At 63.5% G+C, this 17184-nt stretch carries 21 protein-coding genes; 7 read left to right on the forward strand and 14 right to left on the reverse strand.

Features of this window, described 5'->3' with window-relative positions; translation table 11 throughout:
- Window positions 1-40: 40 nt before the first annotated feature.
- A complete protein-coding gene (locus NKI20_RS02775; RefSeq protein ID WP_352828130.1) occupies window positions 41-790 on the forward strand; it encodes a YebC/PmpR family DNA-binding transcriptional regulator in 750 nt (249 codons plus the stop codon).
- Window positions 787-1083: an Rdx family protein gene (locus NKI20_RS02780; protein WP_352605558.1), complete on the forward strand. Its 297-nt coding sequence runs from the start codon at window positions 787-789 to the stop codon at window positions 1081-1083. Before NKI20_RS02775 ends, NKI20_RS02780 begins: the two co-directional genes overlap by 4 nt.
- 18 nt (window positions 1084-1101) lie before the next feature.
- On the opposite strand, the gene NKI20_RS02785 is transcribed toward NKI20_RS02780, so the two are convergent.
- Complete coding sequence (locus NKI20_RS02785) at window positions 1102-1251, reverse strand: glycine zipper domain-containing protein (protein WP_352733067.1); 150 nt, start codon at window positions 1249-1251, stop codon at window positions 1102-1104.
- Between the two features lie 79 nt (window positions 1252-1330).
- Window positions 1331-1810 (reverse strand): anthrone oxygenase family protein, encoded by a 480-nt coding sequence (locus NKI20_RS02790; protein ID WP_352733034.1) that lies wholly within the window; start codon window positions 1808-1810, stop codon window positions 1331-1333.
- Between the two features lie 128 nt (window positions 1811-1938).
- On the opposite strand from NKI20_RS02790, the gene NKI20_RS02795 reads away from it, so the two are divergent.
- Window positions 1939-2580, forward strand: a complete 642-nt coding sequence (locus tag NKI20_RS02795) for a TetR/AcrR family transcriptional regulator (protein WP_352828134.1) — start codon at window positions 1939-1941, stop codon at window positions 2578-2580.
- A gap of 85 nt (window positions 2581-2665) precedes the next feature.
- Here the strand turns inward: NKI20_RS02795 and rpmE are convergent, their stop codons facing one another.
- Window positions 2666-2887: a 50S ribosomal protein L31 gene (gene rpmE / locus NKI20_RS02800; RefSeq protein ID WP_006327661.1), complete on the reverse strand. Its 222-nt coding sequence runs from the start codon at window positions 2885-2887 to the stop codon at window positions 2666-2668.
- A gap of 207 nt (window positions 2888-3094) precedes the next feature.
- Between rpmE and NKI20_RS02805 the strand changes: the two genes are divergently transcribed.
- A complete protein-coding gene (locus NKI20_RS02805) occupies window positions 3095-4894 on the forward strand; it encodes an ABC transporter transmembrane domain-containing protein (protein ID WP_352828137.1) in 1800 nt (599 codons plus the stop codon).
- 35 nt (window positions 4895-4929) lie between these two features.
- On the opposite strand, the gene NKI20_RS02810 is transcribed toward NKI20_RS02805, so the two are convergent.
- Entirely contained in the window at window positions 4930-6417 is a 1488-nt protein-coding gene (locus NKI20_RS02810; RefSeq protein ID WP_352828139.1) for a carboxypeptidase M32, read from the reverse strand.
- A 139-nt stretch (window positions 6418-6556) separates the two neighbouring features.
- Between NKI20_RS02810 and NKI20_RS02815 the strand changes: the two genes are divergently transcribed.
- Window positions 6557-6910: a DUF1304 domain-containing protein gene (locus tag NKI20_RS02815; RefSeq protein WP_023758627.1), complete on the forward strand. Its 354-nt coding sequence runs from the start codon at window positions 6557-6559 to the stop codon at window positions 6908-6910.
- Window positions 6911-6982: 72 nt separating this feature from the next.
- Here the strand turns inward: NKI20_RS02815 and NKI20_RS02820 are convergent, their stop codons facing one another.
- The 9 genes from NKI20_RS02820 to NKI20_RS02860 all read right to left on the reverse strand — a co-directional run bounded on the left by NKI20_RS02820 (window position 6983) and on the right by NKI20_RS02860 (window position 14961).
- Complete coding sequence (locus tag NKI20_RS02820) at window positions 6983-7417, reverse strand: hypothetical protein (protein ID WP_352828141.1); 435 nt, start codon at window positions 7415-7417, stop codon at window positions 6983-6985.
- Between the two features lie 250 nt (window positions 7418-7667).
- On the reverse strand, window positions 7668-8699 hold the full coding sequence (locus tag NKI20_RS02825) for a peptidoglycan -binding protein (RefSeq protein WP_352605569.1): 1032 nt from the start codon (window positions 8697-8699) through the stop codon (window positions 7668-7670).
- 1 nt (window position 8700) lies between these two features.
- A complete protein-coding gene (locus NKI20_RS02830) occupies window positions 8701-9726 on the reverse strand; it encodes a MotA/TolQ/ExbB proton channel family protein (protein WP_352605571.1) in 1026 nt (341 codons plus the stop codon).
- Window positions 9727-9833: 107 nt separating this feature from the next.
- Window positions 9834-10520 carry a PAQR family membrane homeostasis protein TrhA gene (gene trhA, locus NKI20_RS02835; RefSeq protein ID WP_023758631.1) on the reverse strand — a complete coding sequence of 229 codons (687 nt, stop codon included), beginning with the start codon at window positions 10518-10520 and terminating at the stop codon, window positions 9834-9836.
- Window positions 10521-10641: 121 nt separating this feature from the next.
- Entirely contained in the window at window positions 10642-11442 is an 801-nt protein-coding gene (locus tag NKI20_RS02840) for an inositol monophosphatase family protein (protein ID WP_352605573.1), read from the reverse strand.
- An 84-nt stretch (window positions 11443-11526) separates the two neighbouring features.
- On the reverse strand, window positions 11527-12093 hold the full coding sequence (efp, locus tag NKI20_RS02845; RefSeq protein ID WP_023758633.1) for an elongation factor P: 567 nt from the start codon (window positions 12091-12093) through the stop codon (window positions 11527-11529).
- Between the two features lie 139 nt (window positions 12094-12232).
- The gene (locus tag NKI20_RS02850; RefSeq protein WP_502898031.1) at window positions 12233-13228 is read right to left on the reverse strand and encodes a tetratricopeptide repeat protein; all 996 of its coding nucleotides are present in this window, start codon (window positions 13226-13228) and stop codon (window positions 12233-12235) included.
- A gap of 46 nt (window positions 13229-13274) precedes the next feature.
- The gene (locus NKI20_RS02855; RefSeq protein WP_023758635.1) at window positions 13275-13922 is read right to left on the reverse strand and encodes a thiamine phosphate synthase; all 648 of its coding nucleotides are present in this window, start codon (window positions 13920-13922) and stop codon (window positions 13275-13277) included.
- Between the two features lie 133 nt (window positions 13923-14055).
- Window positions 14056-14961 carry a DMT family transporter gene (locus tag NKI20_RS02860; protein WP_352828147.1) on the reverse strand — a complete coding sequence of 302 codons (906 nt, stop codon included), beginning with the start codon at window positions 14959-14961 and terminating at the stop codon, window positions 14056-14058.
- A gap of 132 nt (window positions 14962-15093) precedes the next feature.
- Between NKI20_RS02860 and NKI20_RS02865 the strand changes: the two genes are divergently transcribed.
- Together NKI20_RS02865 and NKI20_RS02870 are read left to right on the forward strand one after the other, a co-directional pair.
- Window positions 15094-15573, forward strand: a complete 480-nt coding sequence (locus NKI20_RS02865) for an Lrp/AsnC family transcriptional regulator (RefSeq protein WP_352605579.1) — start codon at window positions 15094-15096, stop codon at window positions 15571-15573.
- Window positions 15574-15773: 200 nt separating this feature from the next.
- On the forward strand, window positions 15774-16544 hold the full coding sequence (locus NKI20_RS02870; RefSeq protein WP_352605581.1) for a sulfite exporter TauE/SafE family protein: 771 nt from the start codon (window positions 15774-15776) through the stop codon (window positions 16542-16544).
- 36 nt (window positions 16545-16580) lie between these two features.
- Here the strand turns inward: NKI20_RS02870 and NKI20_RS02875 are convergent, their stop codons facing one another.
- Window positions 16581-17132 carry a DUF2269 family protein gene (locus tag NKI20_RS02875; RefSeq protein ID WP_352605583.1) on the reverse strand — a complete coding sequence of 184 codons (552 nt, stop codon included), beginning with the start codon at window positions 17130-17132 and terminating at the stop codon, window positions 16581-16583.
- Between the last annotated feature and the right edge of the window lie 52 nt (window positions 17133-17184).

Below are 17184 nucleotides of genomic sequence, written 5' to 3' on the forward strand. Positions count from 1 at the left end.
CTGCTTCGGATGCTCTAGCCGAGAACACGACAGGGGTGCCATGGCTGGCCATTCACAGTTCAAGAACATCATGCACCGCAAGGGCCGCCAGGATGCAGTGCGGTCGAAAATGTTTTCCAAGCTGGCGCGCGAAATCACCGTCGCCGCCAAGAGCGGTACGCCCGACCCATCGATGAACCCGCGCTTGCGCCTGGCGATCCAGAACGCCAAGGCGGTGTCGATGCCGAAGGACAACATCCAGCGCGCCGTCAACAAGGCCTCGATGGGCGACGCCGAGAATTACGAAGCCGTGCGTTATGAAGGCTATGGTCCAGGTGGCGTCGCCGTCATCGTCGAGGCCCTGACCGACAACCGCAACCGTTCGGCCTCGAACGTGCGCGCTGCCTTCACCAAGGCCGGCGGGGCGATGGGTGAAACCGGCTCGGTGTCGTTCATGTGGGACCGCTCCGGCGAGATCTACTATCCGGCATCGGCCGGCAGCGCCGACAAGATCATGGATGCGGCGATCGAAGCCGGCGCCGACGATGTCGAGTCCGATGAGGAAGGCCACACCATCTACTGCGCCTTCGAAAATCTTGGCGAGGTATCGAAGGCTCTGGAAGGTGCGCTCGGCGAGGCCGAATCGGTGAAGCCGATCTGGCGGCCGCAAAACAATGTTCCGGTCGACGAGGAGCGGGCCCAGTCGCTGATGAAGCTGGTCGCCACGCTCGAGGACGACGATGACGTGCAAAGCGTCTATGCCAACTTCGAGGTCGACGACGAGACGATGGCCAAGCTCAGCGCGGCATGAGCGAAAAAGCGCCTCCCACTATCCGCATCACCTATTGCACGCAGTGCCAATGGCTGCTGCGTGCCGGCTGGATGGCGCAGGAGCTACTGTCGACCTTCGGCACCGATCTCGGCGAGGTGACGCTGGTGCCTGGCACCGGCGGCATCTTCACCATTTCCTGCAATGACACTCTGGTCTGGGACCGCAAGCGCGATGGCGGCTTTCCGGACGCGGCCAAACTCAAGCAGCTTGTGCGCGACGTCATCGATCCGGATCGCGATCTCGGCCATTCGGATCGAAAAACAAAGGCCTGAAGAGCGCCGGCAGCACCGTCACTTACGTCGCAACGCTCCGAAAGCCGCGCCTATGGCGATGCCCATAGCGATGCCGATTGGCAGATCATCCAGAGCGGCGCCGATCGCCGAGCCGACACCAACTCCGATGGCCGTGCCGAAGGCCATGTTTGAGTACTGATCCTTCAAGATCCGTCTCCAAAAAACGTGCCGAACTTTTCAGGCGCGGAGCCTCACTGTCGGCCATCGATGGCTCCGCCCATTGCGGTCAACGCGCGGCGAACCAGAAGGATGCCAGCGCGGCTATGCCGCTGACGGTGCGGACATGGTTCCACATCACCCATTCATTGAGGTAGCGCGACCACAGACTTGCGCCGCTGGCGCTTGCCGGATCGACGGTGGCGAGCGCATCGTTGAGCGGGACGTTGAAGACCATCGTCACCACCACGGTGCCGATGAGATAGACCAGACTACCGGCAATCAGCCAGAGCGAACCCGACTGGCTCCAGTCCATTACCGCGCCGATGGCGACAAGGACGCAGAAAAGCGCCGTGCCGAACAGGGCGGTCATGAACAGCGGGGTCACAGCGGTCACATTGATCGAATTCATCGCCGCGATGCCGCCAGCGGCCGGCATGCGGGCGAGGCCCGGCATGATGAAGCTGGAAAAGGCGAAGAAGACGCCGCCGACGATTCCTGAGCCGATTGCGGCGATAAGGATGAGGATGGGCAGAACTTTCGCGATCATGTCAGTTGCTCCAGATGCCGGTTGCGGTTTTCTTCTGCTTAAAAATATGAGTACTCCTCACATTTGCAAAACGTGATAAACCCTCGTATTTTACGAGTCAAGCGATTTTGGCGGTATGAGAGTTAGTCATGGAAGATGCGGCCTCGCCGGATTCCCCTCAGGAGCAGATCGCTTCGCCGCGCCGGGCGCCAAGCCAGCAGCGCAGCCGCGAACGGGTCGAGCGGATGCTGGCCGCCGCCTCGGCGCTGATAGCCGAGCAAGGCAGCGACGCCATGCGCATGGGTGAGGTGGCGGAGCGGGCAGGGGTATCGATCGGCTCGCTCTACCAGTTCTTTCCCGACAAGCGGGCGATCATCTGGGCATTGGCCGAGCGCTACACCGCCGAAAGCCAAGCCTGCATCTCGGCCGCACTAGCCGGAGTCAGTGACGCCAAAGGGCTGAGCCAAGCGTTTTCGGAACTCGTCGATATCTACTACCGGCTGTTCCTGGCGGAGCCGGTGATGCGCGACATCTGGTCGGGCACGCAGGCCGACAAGGCGCTGCACCAGCTCGAGCTCGCCGACAGCCGGGCCAATGCGGAGTTTCTGACCACGGTGCTGAAACGGCTGCGACCGGCGGCCGATCCGGTGGCGCTGGAAACGACGGCGTTGCTGGTCTGGCAGATGGGTGAAGCCGCCATGCGGCTGGCGATCTCGGTCGAGCGGCAGGAGGGCGACAGGCTGGTCGCCGCCTACAAGCGGATGGCACTCAGGGAGTTGCTGGCTGAATAGCAGGCGGAAAAGCACAAGGATGAATGCTGCAACAAAAAACCCGCCACAAGGGCGGGTTTTCCGATCCGAGAAAAGATTATCGCCCTTAGAGGCCGAAACCTTCGAAACGCTTCTTGAACTTCGACAGGCGGCCGCCGCGGTCGAGCAGGGTCTGCTGGCCGCCGGTCCAGGCCGGGTGGGTGGTCGGGTCGATATCGAGGTTCATCGTATCGCCTTCCTTGCCCCAGGTCGAACGGGTCATGTATTCGGTGCCGTCGGTCATGACGACCTTGATGGTGTGGTAATCGGGATGAATGTCGGTCTTCATGGTTCGGTTCCTGGCTTGCCGGCGCTGCTGACGGGCATAAGCCTGCGTCGATGCGCCCCTTTTTAAAACTCGAAGCCGCAGCTATTGAGGAGCCACGGCTTCTAAAACGGTCGGCGAGCCTATACATCAGCCGGAATTGAATCACAAGGCCGCGGCAAGCGCATATTGAAGCGCATGGCTCAAAGGGCGGCTAGAGGAAACACTGGGATGGCGCACATCAGCAGCGCAGACGAGCGCCGGCGCTCGCTCAAGCCGCTCGGGCGCCTGTTTCCGTATATCGCGCACTATCGCACGCTGGTCATCGGCGCCCTCATCTCGCTGGTCATCGCCGCGACAACGACCCTGGCGCTGCCGCTCGCGGTACGGCGCATGATCGATCATGGGTTCTCGTCGGCCAACACCATCTTCATCGCCGAATATTTCGCCGCGCTGGTGGCGATGGCCGCGCTGCTGGCGGCGGCATCGGCCGGCCGCTACTACTTCGTCATCACGCTTGGCGAACGCGTCGTCGCCGACATCCGCCGCGATGTCTTTGCTCATGTGACGACGCTGTCGCCTTCCTTTTTCGATACCGCCCAGTCGGGCGAGATCGTGTCGCGGCTCGCCGCCGACACCACGCAGGTCAAGTCCGCGGTCGGGGCGACGGCCTCGGTCGCGCTGCGCAACGTCATCCTTGGGCTCGGTGCTCTGGGGATGATGGTGATCACCAGCCCGAAACTGTCCGGCCTGGTGATTGCCGCTATTCCCGTCATCGTGCTGCCGCTGGTCGCTTTCGGCCGCTCGGTGCGGCGCAAGTCACGGCAGGCGCAGGACACGCTGGCCGATGCGACAGCCTATGCCAGCGAACAGGTCGGCGCGGTGCGCACGCTGCAGGCCTTCACCAACGAGAAGCTGGTCACCGGCCATTTCTCGGCTGCGGTGGAAGCCGCTTTCGAGGCGGCGCGCGCCTCGATCTTCGCGCGCTCCTTCCTCACTTTCTTTGCCATTTTCACCATCTTCTCGTCCGTCGTGGCGGTGCTGTGGTTCGGCTCGCGCGACGTGCTCGAAGGCTCGATATCGCCGGGCACGCTCGGCCAGTTCCTGCTCTATTCGGTGTTTGCCGCCGGCGCGCTGGGTGCGCTGTCGGAGGTGTGGGGCGAGCTTGCGCAAGCTGCGGGTGCTGCCGAACGGCTGACCGAGATCCTGGCCGAGAAACCGGCGATCCATGCTCCGGCAGATCCGAAGCCACTGCCCGCGGTCGCTAAGGGCGAGATAGTCTTCGACAACGTCTCCTTCTCCTACCCGGCGCGGCCCGACCGCGCCGCCGTGCACGGCTTGAGCTTTCAGGTCATGCCCGGCGAAACGGTAGCGATTGTTGGGCCGTCAGGGGCTGGCAAGAGCACGGTGTTTTCGCTGATCCTGCGCTTCTACGATCCCGAAACAGGCAAGATCCTGATCGATGGCGTCGACGTGCGTGAGGCCGATCCCGTTTCGGTCCGCCAGCGCATCGCCATCGTGCCGCAGGACGTCACCATCTTCGCGGCCACCGCGAGCGACAATATCGGCTTCGGCCGGCCGGGCGCCAGCAAGGCCGAGATCGAGACGGCGGCGAAGGACGCACTCGCCGACGAATTCATCCTCAGGCTGGAAAAAGGCTATGACGGCCAGGTCGGCGAACGCGGCGTGACGCTTTCCGGCGGCCAGCGCCAGCGGGTGGCGATCGCCCGCGCCATTCTGCGCGACGCGCCGATCCTGCTGCTCGACGAAGCCACCTCCGCGCTCGATGCCGAAAGTGAGACGCTGGTGCAGATCGCGCTGGAACGCCTGATGCAGGGCCGCACCACGATCGTCATCGCCCACCGGCTGGCAACGGTGCTGAAGGCCGACAGGATCCTGGTCATGGATGGCGGCTCGATCGTCGAGGAAGGCACGCATCAGAGCCTGGTCGCCAAGGGCGGCATCTATGCGCGGCTGGCCAAGCTGCAATTCGAAACAGGCGCCAGCGCCTTCAAGGGGGCGGCGGAGTAGTTCAAGCTGTCTGCACTCCTGAAGTGCCGGCCGCCCTACGCCGTTCCATAGCGCTGCTTCAGATGGTTCACGAGATAGGTGGCGTTGAGCTTTTCGCCGGTTGCGCGCTCGAGCAGATCCGGCGTCGACCAGCGTGATCCCTGCGACCAGATTTTTTGGCGGCGCCAGTCGTTGATCGCCTCGAAATTGCCTTTGGCAAGATCCTCGTCGGCTGAAGGATGTTCCCGCGTCAGCGCCGCCCATTGCTGCGCCGCCATCATCGCGCCCAGCGTGTAGGAGGGGAAGTAGCCGAAGGCCGCACCCGGCCAATGCACGTCCTGCATCGGCCCGTCGGCGGGGTTGTCGATGGTGGAGAGGCCGAGATAGTCGCGCATCTTGGCGTCCCAGGCTTCGGGCAGGTCGCCCACCTCCAGCCGGCCCGAGACGAGCTCCTGTTCCAGTTCGTAGCGCAGGATGACATGCAGGGGATAGGTCACCTCGTCGGCATCGACACGGATCAGGCCGCGCTCGACGCGATGCACATGCGGCAGGATATCGTCGAGCGACCAGGCTTCGCCGAGATGCTTTTCGACCACCGGCAGCGCCCAGCGCCAGAAGGCCGGGTTGCGGCCGAGCTGCTTTTCGACAAACAGGCTCTGGCTTTCATGCACGGCCATGCCGCGCGCCTTGCCGAGCGGCCAGTGCGACCATGCCTTCGGCAGGTTCTGTTCGTAGAGCGCATGGCCGGTCTCGTGCAGCACACCCATCAGCGCCGACAGGAAATCGGAGGTCTTGTAGCGGGTGGTTATGCGGACATCACTCGGCACGCCGCCGCAGAAAGGATGGTGCGACACCGATAGCGACCCGTGCGTCAGGTCGAAGCCCACCGCCGCCATCATCGCAAGGCCAAGCTCGCGCTGCCGGTCGATCGCGTAGGTGCCTGAGAGCGGCTTCAACGGGCGCTTGCGCAGCCGCGCGTCCTGGATCGCCAGCGCCTCCGGCACAAAGCTCTTCAGGAAAGCCTTCAGGTCGGCGAACACCGGTGTGATATCGGCGGTGCGGTTGCCAGGATCGTACTGTTCCATCAGCGCGTCATAGGGGGCAAGGCCGAGCACGTCGGCACGCAGCGCCGCCTCCTCGCGCACCAGCGCCACCACGCCCTCCAGCGCCGGCTGGAAGGCCGCCCAGTCGTTCTTGGCGCGCAGGTCGCGCCACAGCTGCTCACAGCGCATGCGAGCCGTCGTCTGGCGTTCGACGAATTCGACCGGCAGGCAGGTCAGGTTGGTGTACTGCCGCCGCAGTTCCGCGACGGCGGCCCGTTGCTCTTCACCGAGCGCCTCGCCTTCGGCCGCGGCAATCCAGTCCGCTATCTCCGGCGCCGTTGCCCTGGTGTGATACATGCCGGCCAGTGCCGACATCGCCTCGGCACGCTTCTCGCCGCCGCCGACGGCCATGTGAGTGGCTTCGTCGGCGCCGAGGATGGCCAGCGCATGCTCGAGCGCTTCGAGCTTATGGCCGAGATCATCGAGTTTCTGAAAGGACATGGCGGCTTCCGTGATTGAGGACGGCGCGAAAAGACACCAACGCAAAAGCCTTGGCAACCCTCAGGCACTGTGCCGGGGATGCATCTTGCGCTGATGCGGTCATGCGTGAAATGCTGCAGCCACAGTTGAGGGGAACAGCATGATCGGCGACATCCTGGTTGGGCTGGTGGCCTTGATCCATGCCTACATCGTCTATCTCGAGATGGTGCTTTGGGACACGCCGCGCGGGCACCAGGCTTTCGGTTTGACACCCGAATTCGCCGGTGCCTCGAAAGTACTCGCCGCCAACCAGGGGCTCTACAACGGTTTCCTCGCCGCCGGCCTCATCTGGGGGCTTTACCTCGGTGCTGCCGGTTTCCAGGTCAAGGTTTTCTTCCTGTTGTGCGTCGCCATTGCTGGCCTCTATGGTGCAGCGACGGTCGGCCGCAAGATCCTGTTCATCCAGACCGTGCCGGCGATTGCCTCCCTGATCGCGGTCTGGCTGGGCTGGTAAAAGGACGCCCGCGGAATTGAGTCCCGAGGGCGTCGGGCGGCCCTTCCTCTTGGACCGTCAGGGGCTACGGCTTCAGCCGTTCGGGTAGTTGCCGCCGTCCGCGCCGTCGCCCATTAGGAAGCCACTGCCGGTATTGAGCCTCAGCCGTTGGTCGACATTGTCGAGGCGGCGTAGCAGGTCATGGTATTGCGCGGCCGGTATCCTGCCATGATCCGACGCCGCGATTTTCTCAGCTGCCTGGGTAATGTGCGAGGTGCGCATTTCCAGCCGCTGCGCCACGGCCGGGGTGATGTTGTTGGCCCGCTTGGCGTCGACTATGCCTTGGCGAACGCCCTGGACCTGTTGGATGACACTGTCGATCCGGGGCCCCGTGAAATCGGTCGGGTCGGTTGCGTCGAGAGCACCCTTGTGATGGCCGGCGGCATAGGCGCCGGCAAGCGGAACGGCGATGAGAAACGCCGCGAGTGTTGCAGTTCTTAGCGGTGTCCTGGGAGTGAAAGAGCGCATCACGCGTCTCCTCTTGTAGAGGAAGGCGGCGGTTGTTCCGCCTGCCTTCTGGCCTTTGGGCCGTCCGGTTCCGTCGTGTCGCGATGCGGGAGACTCATCGCCGGCGGTTCTCAGCCCGGGCGGGAAGCTAGGGCCGCCCTGCGACAATGTGTAATTAAAAAAAGATAATCTTTTCAGGTCTTGCCGGCGTCAGTCCACGCCCTAGAGTTGAGCCGACGAACAAATTCGCGTGAGCTCGCGTGATGAGAGATCAACGTTCGGTGAGCTTCAGTTCAATACGGCGGTTCTTGTTCCGCGCCTCTTCTGTGTCGGCGGCATCGAGCGGCTGAAACTCACCGAAGCCGGCGGCGACGAGCCGGTTGGCCGGCACGCCGTTCTCGATCAGAAATTTCACCACCGAGGTCGAACGCGCCGTCGACAACTCCCAATTGTCGCGATAGCGGCCGGTGCCGGAGAGCGGCTTGTTATCGGTATGGCCGTCGACGCGCAGCACCCAGTTGATTTCGGGCGGGATTTCCTTCTGCAACTCGATGATGGCGTCGGCGAGTTTCTTCATCTCGACCTTGCCGGCATCGTTGATCACCTCGGAGCCGGTCGGGAACAGCACTTCCGACTGGAAGACGAAGCGGTCGCCGACGATGCGGATATTCTCGCGGTCGGCGAGGATTTCGCGCAAGCGGCCGAAGAAGTCGGAGCGGTAGCGGTTCAGTTCCTGCACGCGCTGCGCCAGCGCGACGTTCAGGCGGCGGCCGAGATCGGCGATCTTGGTGTTGGAATCGCGATCGCGATTTTCGGAGACGTTGAGCGCATCCTCGAGCGCGCCGATCTGCTTGCGCAAGGCCGCGATCTGCTGGTTGAGGATCTCGACCTGGCTCAGCGCCTGCTGGCTGATCTGGCGCTGGTTGTCGAGTTCGCCGCCCAGCGCCGCGGCGCGCTGGTTGGCGGCGTCGCCGGCGCCCGCGCCTTGCGCCAGCAATTGCTCGAGCCGGCTCTTTTCCGCTTCGGCCGCCGACAGCGATGCCTGCAGATTGGCCAGCGAGTCATCCTTGTCCTGCGTTGATGAGCGCTCCAACGCCAGAAGCTGGGTCAATTCGTTGATTTGCGAGTTGAGGCGCGTGAGTGCCGTATCCTTGCCGGAAATTTCGCGACCGAGCAGGAACTGCGCCAGAACGAAGACGGTGAGCAGGAACATGATGGCCAGCAACAGCGTCGACAGCGCGTCGACGAAGCCCGGCCAATAGTCGATGCGGCGATCGGTGCGCCGGCCCCTGGCGAGTGCCACGTCAATGCACCCCAGGCTTCTTCAGGGCATCGGCGATCTTTTCCAGTGTGTTGCGCATCGCCTTCTGTTCGTCGGACTGGGCCTCGACCCAGTCGCGCATGATCTGCTGTTCCGAACGCATGTTCTTGACCAGGCCGGAAATGCCGTCGGCGAGATTGGCCATGGCGGTGGCGACGCGTGGATTGGAGCCGCCGCCATTCTCCTGCATGCTGCGCAATCTTTCCGACAGGACCCGGATCTCGTCCGAGGATTCGGCCTTGGCCGGGTCGGAGACGACGATGTCGGACGACAGGTCGGTAACCGAGGACAGCCAGTTTTCCAGCTCGGTGTAGAAGCGCGTTTGGGCGCGGCCGGCCTGCAGGTCGAGGAAACCGAGCACCAGCGAGCCGGACAGGCCGAAGAGCGAGGACGAGAAGGCCGTGCCCATGCCGGCCAGCGGCGCGGAAAGCCCTTGCTTGAGCGAATCGAGCACAGCCGCGGCGTCACCGGTGCCCGGATCGAGCGATTCAATCGTCTCGCGGATCGAGCCGATGGTGTTCAACAGGCCCCAGAAGGTGCCGAGCAGGCCGAGGAATACCAGCAGGCCGACGAGGTAGCGCGAGGTGTCGCGGCTTTCGTCGAGGCGCGTGGCGATGGAATCGAGCATGGTGCGCATCGAGCTGGTCGAGAAAGCCGTGGCCGAGGAGCGGCCGATCATCGCCTTCATCGGCGCCAGCAGCACCGGTTCGGTGGTCTCCGAGCCGGCTCGGAAGGAGTTGACCCAACGAACTTCGCGAAACAGCCGTCCGACTTGGGCGAAGGCCAAGAGGATGCCGACCACCAGCACGCCCACGATCAGCCCGTTGAGGCCGGGATTGCTGCTGAAGGCGGTCGAGATCTGCCGGGTCAGGATGGCGGCGATGAAGGCCACGATGACCAGGAAGATCACCATGGTCAGCAAAAAGACCTGCGGGCTCGAGAGTTTGTGCGGGTCGTAGATCAGGACATCAGAGCGTCTGCCCATGCCGAAGGATTTGAGAAAAGCCATCCGTGCCCCGTTTCCGATGCCGCCGCCGATCACGTGAACCGCGACTCTAAACGGAATTGTGACCAAATTGAATGGCGCTTGGCAAGATTGCCGCGTCGACGTCGGTGTCAGAGCCGATTGATGACCAGGCAGTCGACCATGGCGGCCAGATGCAGGCCGGCGCCGGTGACGACGAAACCGTGCCACAGCGCATTGTGGAAGCGCAGCCCCTTCCAGGCAAAGAAGACGACGCCGCAAGAGTAGACGATGCCGCCGGCGACGATGAGGGCGATCGACATCGTCGGCAGCGTCTGGACAAGGGGCTTGACCAGGATGATGCCGCTCCAGCCGATGGCGAGATAGAAGCCGATGGCCAGCCGGTCGAAACGGCCGGGAAAAAACACCTTGATGGCAATGCCCAGCACCGCTGCGGTCCAGACCAGGACAATCATCCAGCTCGCCAATGGCGAGCCTTCGAGCTGGGCCAGGAAAGGCGTGTAGGTCGCGGCGATCAGCAGATAGATCGCGGCGTGATCGAAACGTCGCAAGACCCATTTCGCCGGCGACGACACTGGCCAAAGATTGTAGGTCATCGACACCGACAGCACGGTGAGCAGCGAGACCACATAGAAGGCGGCGGCAATGTATTCGCCCGGCCCGACACGAAAGGCCGACAGCGCCAGCAATGCCGAACCGACCGATATCGCCAGCACGATGCCGACCGCGTGGACGATGCCGTCAGCGATCATCTCGGCGCGCGAATAGTGCCAGCGTCCAACGAATGGGATGTCGGGGGTGGGATCGATGTCGTTCACTGCCGGGTTTCCTGCGCCGAGCGCTCCAATTTGGACGCTCGCAGGGCAGTATTTCAAGTCTTGTTTGCAGTTTTACGACTGCGGCGCTTCAGCACGGCATGCCTTCAACGCGGCTTTCCTGTCAACGAGAAGAGAGCGGCTTCTTCACGGCCTTCAGCAGGGCTCGCTGAATGACCTCGTTGCCGGCGACAACCGAGCCGTTGTCGAGCATGTCCTGGCCGCCATCCATGTCGGAGACGAAGCCGCCCGCCTCGCGGATCAAAAGCAGCCCGGCGGCGATGTCCCAGGCGGACAGGCCCGTTTCCCAGAACCCGTCCATGCGGCCGGCGGCGACATAGGCAAGGTCAAGCGAGGCGGAGCCCATGCGGCGGACGCCGGAGACTTCGGCCATGACATTGCGCAGCTCGACGAGGAAATTGCCGTGATGGCCACGGCCGAGATGCGGCATGCCGCAGCCGATCACCGTGTCGACCAGTTTGATGCGTCCGGCGACGCGCAAGCGGCGGTCGTTCATGAAAGCGCCGCCGCCGCGTTCGCAGGTGTAGAGCTCGTCCATCGCCGGATTGTAGATGACGCCGGCAACGATCTGTCCCTGGCGTTCCAACGCGATCGAAACGGCAAAGAGCGGTATGCCGTGCAGGAAATTGGTGGTGCCGTCGAGCGGGTCGACGATCCAGCGATGCTGGCCGTCGTCACCCTCGACCGCGCCACGCTCTTCCATCAGGAAGGCATAGCCCGGCCTTGCCTTGGACAGTTCGGCAAAGACGATGTCCTCGGCCTTGCGGTCGGCCTGACTGACATAGTCGCCGGGGCCTTTCATCGAGACCTGCAGGTTCTGCACTTCGCCGAAGTCGCGCGATAGCGAGCGGCCGGCTTTCATTGCGGCCTGGACCATGACGTTGAGGAGGGCTGAGCGTGCCATAGTGGTTCTTCCTGGTGCTTCGCTTTAGACACTGTCTTGATGCATGTCGGTGACCCAAAACCGCGGCCACCTGCGCGACATGCATCAGTCGGCGCGGCGCACGTAAGTGATTTCGTTGGTGTCGACGATGATGCGCTCGCCGGCGCCGATGAATGGCGGCACCAGCACGCGGATGCCGTTATCCAGGATCGCGGGCTTGTAGGACGAGGCCGCCGTCTGACCCTTCACCACCGGGTCCGCCTCGGTGATGGTCAGCGTCACATAGTCGGGCAGCGAAATGCCGATCGGCCGCTCTTCGTAGAGCTGGACCGTCACCATCATGCCGTCCTGCAGGAAGGCGGCGCGATCGCCGACGAAGTCCTTGTTCAGTTCGAGCTGCTCGTAGCTTTGGGTGTCCATGAACACCAGCGCGTCTTCCTGCGCGTAGAGGAAGGAAAAGTCCTTCAGGTCGAGCCGGATCTGCTCGACCGTCTCGGCCGAGCGGAAGCGCTCGTTGAGCTTGGTGCCGTTGATGAGGTTCTTCAGTTCGACCTGGTTGTAGGCGCCGCCCTTGCCGGGCTTGACCGTGTTGGTCCTGACCGCCACCCAAAGGCCGCCATCATGCTCGATGACATAGCCGGGACGGATTTCGTTGCCATTGATCTTGGCCATGATGAGGTGATCCGGGATGCTACCAACGGCCAGGCCGTGGTATGGGATGGTCGCTGCGAAAGCGATTTCGGGCTCCCAAGACCACAAAACGCCAGAAGAGGCAAGGGAGCGCCAAGTCGGGGTCGGGTTGGAGAGGCCGCTACGGCAGGCGGTTCGCCTTCTGCAGGGCCTGCTTGGTCTCGCCGTCGCTCAGCCCCTGCAGGAAATCGTCCATCTGCGGATCGATGAGGCCGGCGCGGCGGGCGACGATGTACCAGGCGCCGGCAAGGACGAGATCCGGATCGGTGCCGATGCCTTGCATATAGAGCTTGGCCAGGCGATTCTGGGCGGCGACATTGCCGCCTTCCGCTGCCTGCTTCGTCCAGCCGAAGGCGGATTTCAGGTCGCGCGCACCGCCGCGGCCTTCGATCATCCAGGCGGCGAGGTCGATCTGCGCGGTGTCGTAGTTCTGTTGTGCCGCCTGCGCCAGCAGGCGCCTTGCCTGCACATCGTCACGCGGCCTGCCGCCGACGCCATTGGCGTAGATCTGCGACATCGCATACTGCGCGTCGGCAAGGCCTGTAGCGGCGGCGCGCTCATAGTAGGAGACCGCCTTCGCCATGCCGGCGTCGCCGGGGTCCTGCTGGACCAGCATCTGCGCGAAATTGAACTGCGCCAGCCGGTTGCCGGCTTCCGCGGCGGCCTGCATCAAAGCATAGGCCTCCTTTTCGTCCTTCTTGACGTAGCGGCCGTCGAGCAGCATCAGGGCGTACTGGAACTGCGCTTCGGGTACACCCTGCTCGGCGGCCAACGCGTACCATTTCGCCGCCTCCGCCGAATTGAGCGGCACACCAAGCCCGCGCGACAGGATCTCGGCGACCAGGGTCTGCGCCGCCGGATCGCCGTTTTGCGCGCGGACCAGTGCCAGATTGTAGGCCGTCTTGTAGAGCCCGCGCTGGAAGGCGCCATAGGCCGCATCGGCGGGTTTTGCGCCGAAGCGGTCGGGGTTGACAGTGTCGGCGGAGGGCAGAGGCGTCGGTTCGGCCGTGGTGGCCGGCTGCGGCAGCGGCTGTTCGATCGGCTTGTTCGCGTGTGCGCCGACATCGGGTTTGGGCTGCGGCAGCAGGATGGTCTCGGCGGCCGCTGCCTGAACCATCAGCGCCGCAAGCAGAGCCTGGAGGGGGAGCCTCGCCCAGGGCACGTCAGTCCTCGAAGCGCGGCGCGGTTTCGTCGAGCAGCGCGTTGGCACTGGCGACCGCTGTCTTGGGATCGGTGCCGTCCGCGAACACGGCGCTCGACAGCGCCACGAACTCGGCACCTGTGGCGCCCACCGCTTCGACCGAGGCAATGTCGGATCCGGCCATGACGATGCACGGGATCTGGATCATATCCGCCCACCATCTGCCGAGCGACAGGTTGCGCGGGTGCGGTTCTGGCTTGTTGTCGTAACCGAAGCGGCCGAAGAAGATGTAATCGGGCCGTGTTTCGCCAAGCTCAAGCGCGTCGTCACGCGTCTTGGCGCCGCCGGTGCCGACCATCATCTTTGCCTGGAAATGCTCGATCGTCTCGGCCAGTTCGGCCTTGGAGACCTCGACATGGATACCGTCGGCCTGGACGCGGCCGGCTATACGGGTGTCGCCGGCAATGATCACTGCCGCACCGGCGGCTTGCGCTGCGGGCACGACCTGTTCGGCGAAAGCCTGGAAGGAAGCCTCGTCCATGCCGTTCTCGGGCAGGATCAGCGACGCGACGTCGCCGCCTTCGAATGCCGCGGCGATACGGGCGGCCGGCACGCCGGGCGGCGCGATCAGCACGATGCGACAGCGGTTGGGGGGCGTTGCGTCATTCATGGTTCTTCGGATCCCGCGTTTCGCCTATGCCGGGCGAAGATGGTTGGATTGCGGCATAGAGCAAAGTGCCCGCTTTGAACAGGCGGGCAGCCGGGATAGCGATGTGGGCCCGCCGGACGCCGGCGGGACCGCTTCACTTAACCGGGTGTGGACTTGCGATAGGCGTTTGGCCCTTCCACAGCTTCCAGCCGAGATTCATGCCGGCAGCGGTGATCAGAATCGCGGTGGCGCCGACGATCTGGCTCAGATGCAGCCGATGGCCGAAGGCGACGACATCGACCAGGATGGCAATGACGGGGTAGATAAAAGACAGCGACCCCTGCAGATGCGTCGGCAGTTTCTGGATGGCGCCGTACATCAATATATACATCAGGCCGGTATGGACGATGCCGAGCGTCGCCAGCATGGTCCAGCTCCATGCATCGGCCGGAAGCTGCGAAAAATTGGCGAACGGAGCCAGCATAACGACGCCGACGCAGACCTGGATCAGTGCGATCAGGTGCGGCGGCGTGCCCTTGAGCTTCTTGGTGACAATGGCGGCGACGGCCCAGAAGAAAGCCGCTCCCAACGCCATGACGATGCCGGTAAAATAGTCCGTGCCGACATCGCTAGCATCGGGAGCGGCCTCAACGATCAACACCATGCCGGCGAAGGCGATGGCGAGCCAGGTCAACTTGGTCAGCGTCAGCCGCTCGGCGAAGAAGAGCGCGCCGAACCCGACCAGCATGAAGGGCTGCGTGTTGTAGACAGCGGTGGCGATCGAGATCGACGCGCGCGAGAAAGCGCTGAACAGCAAAAGCCAGTTGACGACGATGGCGACGCCGCCGAGTGCGGCGATGCCGATGATACGCAATGACAGCCTGTTGCGCAGCAAGCCCAGCCCGGCGCAGATGATGAGCAGCGTCAGCGCGCCGAACGCGCAGCGCCAGAACACCACATCCATGATCGGCTGGCCGGACAGCACGACGAACCATCCGATCGTTCCCAGGATCGCCATTGCGGCGGACATTTCGACCGTGCCACGCACCGTATCGTTCACAACAAACCTCCGTATCAGTTGAGCCGTTATGATCTCATGTGGTGACGCGGCTTTCTATCCGATAGGAAAGGAGATATTGATAAATGACCTAACTATATTAGGCCATGGTTCCAAATCAGCGGGAAATGTAAAATGCTTGATGATCTCGACCGAAATCTCCTCGAAATCCTGGTCAACGATGCGCGGACCTCCCTGAAGGATCTCGCCGCTCAGGTCGGGCTGTCATCGCCAAGCGTTTCGGAGCGGCTTCGACGGCTCGAGGAGCGCGGCGTCATCCGCGCGTTCACCGTCGAGATCGATCCGCTGGCGCTCGGCTATACGTTGCAGGCGATCGTGCGCATCCGGCCCTTGCCGGGCAAGCTGCACATCGTCCAGAAGCTGATCGAGGAAATCCCCGAATTCGGCGAATGCGACAAGGTGACGGGCGATGACTGTTTCGTCGCCCGGCTGTTCGTGCGCTCGATCGGCGATCTCGACGGGATTCTCGACCGCATCGCCGACAAGGCCGAGACCAGCACCGCCATCATCAAGGCGCAGCCGATCCGGCGCCGGCCCCCACCGCTCGATGCAACGGCGCCGCGTGGCAGGGCAAAGCTCGTGCACGCATCCTGAACGGAGTAGCCGCGGCCGGTTTTCAGAGGACTGAATCGAAGGATTTCAAGCGGCCAATGCTCCTGCTGGTTTCGGCTCGTCGATAGGCAGCGCCTGCCATGGCAGCGTGCACAAGCCATGCCGATATTTGCTGTCGCTCAGCTCGGGATTCTGGGTTATTCAATCACCGACACGCTTTCCCTCCAGACCAGTTCCCTCCCATGTCAGGCCTGCTTCTCGATCCGTGGTTCTATGCGGCTGCCATTCCGGCGGTCATTCTGGTCGGCCTGTCCAAGGGCGGGTTTGGCGGCGCCGTCGGTTTCGTTGGCGTGCCGCTGATGGCGCTGACCATGCCGCCGGTGCAGGCGGCCGCTATCCTGCTGCCGATCCTGTGCCTGATGGACATCGTGTCGGTGTGGACATGGTGGGGTGTCTTTGACCGGAAGATGCTGGTCGACATGATGCCGGGAGCCGTCATCGGCATCGGCCTTGGCTGGCTGACGGCGGCATTGGTCACCGAAGGGGCAGTGCGGCTGATCGTCGGTGCCGTCGCCATCATCTTCGTCCTGCGCTGGCTCTATCTGCAGTTTCGCCATGGAGCCGGTCACGCGGCCGCCCCCAACCGCGTGGCTGCGGCCGTCTGGGGTACGGTCGCCGGCTTCACCAGCTTTGTTGCCCATGTCGGCGGCCCGCCCTTCCAGGTCTATGCCTTGCCGATCCGCCTCGATCCCAAGGTCCTGTCGGGCACGGCGGCGATCTTCTTTGCCGCCACCAATGCGCTGAAGCTGGTGCCCTATTTCGCGCTCGGCCAGTTCGACACCGCCAATTTGACGGCGTCGGCGGTGCTGATGCCGTTGGCGCCGCTCTCGACCATAGCCGGGGCGTGGCTGGTGCGGCGGATGCGCCCGGAAATCTTCTATCCCTTCACCTATGCAACCGTCGCGGTCGTGGCGCTGAAGCTGCTGTGGGACGGCATCGTTGGCCTGATGTAAAATAGGTGAGGCGGCTGCCGTCTTCTCTATCTGGGATCAGGCGGCGCTCGGTACGAGGCGACGGTTGCCGCCAAAGGCCAGTGCCGCGCCAACCAGGATGACCAGCACCATGCCGGCGAGGACGCCGATGTCACGCGCAGTCGGCTTGAGGACCATGTCGGCAATGATCACCAGCATCACCGCATAGTCGAAGCGTGCCGCGCGCATCATGCGGTCACCGATGGCAAGAACAGCCGATGTTACGCCCTCCTTGGCGATCATCTCGCCGATGCGCTCGCCGGTCGGCTTGAAGATGAGCATGCCGATCGAAAAGGTCGTGGCGTAGCCGGCAAGGCCGATCAGTATCCACAGGTCGGAGAAGCCGACCCAGAAGCTGCACATGATGAGGCCGAAGACCAGCGTCAGCATCGACATCGGCGCAAAAAACCTGCCGCCCAGTTGGCCGCTGGCGCGCATCGCCTGCAGCTTGTCCTCGATGTTGCCCGCCCGCTCGGCAAGCACGCCGAGAAGGAACAGCACGAAGCCACCACCAACCCACAGAACGGCCGAGATGACGTGAAGGAATTTGACGATCGAATACCAGTCCATGATGTGCTCCTGCAGTGTTCTGGTCGGATTTGCGGCGGCGTGATTTGCGCCG

This window comes from Mesorhizobium sp. M0830, assembly GCF_040319965.1.
Lineage (GTDB): Bacteria > Pseudomonadota > Alphaproteobacteria > Rhizobiales > Rhizobiaceae > Mesorhizobium.

Coding starts and splice junctions, on each gene's coding strand:
- NKI20_RS02775 (WP_352828130.1), top strand. CDS start 41: ATGGCTGGCCATTCACAGTTCAAGAACATCATGCACCGCAAGGGCCGC.
- NKI20_RS02780 (WP_352605558.1), top strand. CDS start 787: ATGAGCGAAAAAGCGCCTCCCACTATCCGCATCACCTATTGCACGCAG.
- NKI20_RS02790 (WP_352733034.1), bottom strand. CDS start 1,810: ATGATCGCGAAAGTTCTGCCCATCCTCATCCTTATCGCCGCAATCGGC.
- NKI20_RS02795 (WP_352828134.1), top strand. CDS start 1,939: ATGGAAGATGCGGCCTCGCCGGATTCCCCTCAGGAGCAGATCGCTTCG.
- rpmE (WP_006327661.1), bottom strand. CDS start 2,887: ATGAAGACCGACATTCATCCCGATTACCACACCATCAAGGTCGTCATG.
- NKI20_RS02805 (WP_352828137.1), top strand. CDS start 3,095: ATGGCGCACATCAGCAGCGCAGACGAGCGCCGGCGCTCGCTCAAGCCG.
- NKI20_RS02810 (WP_352828139.1), bottom strand. CDS start 6,417: ATGTCCTTTCAGAAACTCGATGATCTCGGCCATAAGCTCGAAGCGCTC.
- NKI20_RS02815 (WP_023758627.1), top strand. CDS start 6,557: ATGATCGGCGACATCCTGGTTGGGCTGGTGGCCTTGATCCATGCCTAC.
- NKI20_RS02820 (WP_352828141.1), bottom strand. CDS start 7,417: ATGCGCTCTTTCACTCCCAGGACACCGCTAAGAACTGCAACACTCGCG.
- NKI20_RS02830 (WP_352605571.1), bottom strand. CDS start 9,726: ATGGCTTTTCTCAAATCCTTCGGCATGGGCAGACGCTCTGATGTCCTG.
- NKI20_RS02840 (WP_352605573.1), bottom strand. CDS start 11,442: ATGGCACGCTCAGCCCTCCTCAACGTCATGGTCCAGGCCGCAATGAAA.
- efp (WP_023758633.1), bottom strand. CDS start 12,093: ATGGCCAAGATCAATGGCAACGAAATCCGTCCCGGCTATGTCATCGAG.
- NKI20_RS02850 (WP_502898031.1), bottom strand. CDS start 13,228: ATGGTTCAGGCAGCGGCCGCCGAGACCATCCTGCTGCCGCAGCCCAAA.
- NKI20_RS02855 (WP_023758635.1), bottom strand. CDS start 13,922: ATGAATGACGCAACGCCCCCCAACCGCTGTCGCATCGTGCTGATCGCG.
- NKI20_RS02865 (WP_352605579.1), top strand. CDS start 15,094: ATGCTTGATGATCTCGACCGAAATCTCCTCGAAATCCTGGTCAACGAT.
- NKI20_RS02870 (WP_352605581.1), top strand. CDS start 15,774: ATGTCAGGCCTGCTTCTCGATCCGTGGTTCTATGCGGCTGCCATTCCG.
- NKI20_RS02875 (WP_352605583.1), bottom strand. CDS start 17,132: ATGGACTGGTATTCGATCGTCAAATTCCTTCACGTCATCTCGGCCGTT.